Origin of the sequence: Dietzia sp. SYD-A1 (assembly GCF_015356725.1) — a bacterium.
Classification (GTDB): domain Bacteria; phylum Actinomycetota; class Actinomycetes; order Mycobacteriales; family Mycobacteriaceae; genus Dietzia.
This window is the reverse complement of the sequence record NZ_JADDKI010000550.1, coordinates 1-1,447: the sequence shown is the minus strand read 5'-3', so window position 1 is coordinate 1,447 and position 1,447 is coordinate 1. Positions and strand designations below refer to the sequence as shown.

The 1,447-nt window shown below is 74.4% G+C and carries 2 protein-coding genes; one reads left to right on the top strand and one right to left on the bottom strand.

The features are described 5' to 3' along the window. Positions 1-183: 183 nt before the first annotated feature. Complete coding sequence (locus tag IY392_RS16785; protein WP_194861847.1) at positions 184-1,002, bottom strand: 1-acyl-sn-glycerol-3-phosphate acyltransferase; 819 nt, start codon at positions 1,000-1,002, stop codon at positions 184-186. Between the two features lie 58 nt (positions 1,003-1,060). Here IY392_RS16785 and IY392_RS16780 point away from each other — a divergent pair. Further along, the coding region (locus IY392_RS16780; protein ID WP_194861846.1) for a sirohydrochlorin chelatase at positions 1,061-1,447 on the top strand (387 nt) is incomplete at its 3' end.

The following is a 1,447-nucleotide window of genomic DNA, read 5'->3' as shown; positions in this document are numbered from 1 at the left end:
AGGTCGGGTCGACGCTGCCCGTCGACGCGGTCGCCCGGGTGGTGTCCGCTCGGTGCGCCGCCGGGCACGGGGTCGTCCGGATCGTCGCCGCCGATGCCCTGGCGGAGCGGGCCGGCGAGCTCAGGTCCACCGGGCTCGAGTTCGAGATCGTGCCCGGCGTGATCGACGGCGGGGCCTGAGCAGCTAGCGCCAGGCGTCGGTGAGGGCGTCGTCGATACCGTCGCGCACCGCCCGCCGCACCTCGTCGATCGACGGCACGGGACCGGGGCCCTCCCACAGGGAGAGCGGACCGGCGGACACCACGGGGTGGCGCGGGGGCAGCCTCGCGTGCTCCCGTCCGCGGTAGACGATCCCGACAGGCAGGATCGCCACCGGCGCGCCCGCCTCGCGGACCCCGCGGGTCATCTGGCCCACGCCCTTCTTGACGGAGTCGAGCCGCAGCGTGCGCAGGTCGTCGGCCGAGGAGTTGGTGCCCTCCACGAACGTCAGGACCACCCCGCCGGCGAGCAGTCGGTCCACGCACAGGCCGATCAGTCGTGCGGCCGCCGCGTCGTGCACCGCGCGGTCGGTGCCCACGTAGTTCTTGGCCCGGAAGACCGGGACGGTGCCCGTGTACTCGAACACCGGTCGCAGCGGACCGCGGAAGAGCGGGTCCTTGGTCAGGCCGGTGCCGGAGGACAGGAACCGGACCCGCCGGTCGTACACCGCCGATGCCAGCACGAACGGGTCGTGAGCGGAGGGGTGGTTGGCGGCGACGACGATCCCCACCCCGGCGTCGTGGAGCCGGTGCAACTCCTCCACCGTCCCGGCCCCGATCCGCACCTCGGGTGAGTACAGCGCCCCCACGAACGCCAGCAGGGGATGGGTGAAGCCGTCCCTCCGCCGGCCGGGGCCGTAGTAGTCGTAGACGGCCTCGAAGTTGGACAGGGTCACCTCCGGACGCGCCCGGCGCCCCCTGCCCGATCCGAGGGCCCGCCGACTGCGTCCGGCTCCTGCGTCCATCACCCCAGTCTCGCCGAGCGTCCGGGGCGGCGCACCCGGAATCCGGCATGCTCGGGGGATGACGACGAACGTGCACACCGTCCACCCCGTCGCCGGGCGGCCCCGTCTGCTGCTCGTGGCACATGGGACCCGCTCCTCGGCGGGCCGTCGGGAACTGGGCCGGGTCCTGGTGGAGACCCGCAGGAGACTCGGCGACGTGGACTGCCGTCTGGCATGGGTCGACGTCCAGGCGCCGGGCCCTGACCGCATCCTCGCCGACGCCGTCCCCACCGTCGTGGTCCCGGCCTTCCTGGCCCGCGGCTACCACGTCACCGAGGACGTCGAGGGCGCCTGTGCGCGTGCACCCGGCCCGGTCGCACTGGCACCCCATGTGGGCGGGGAACCGGAGATCGTGCGCGCGCTGGTCCAGCGGCTGGCCGAGGCGGGGGCCGTGGGGGCGTTCGGC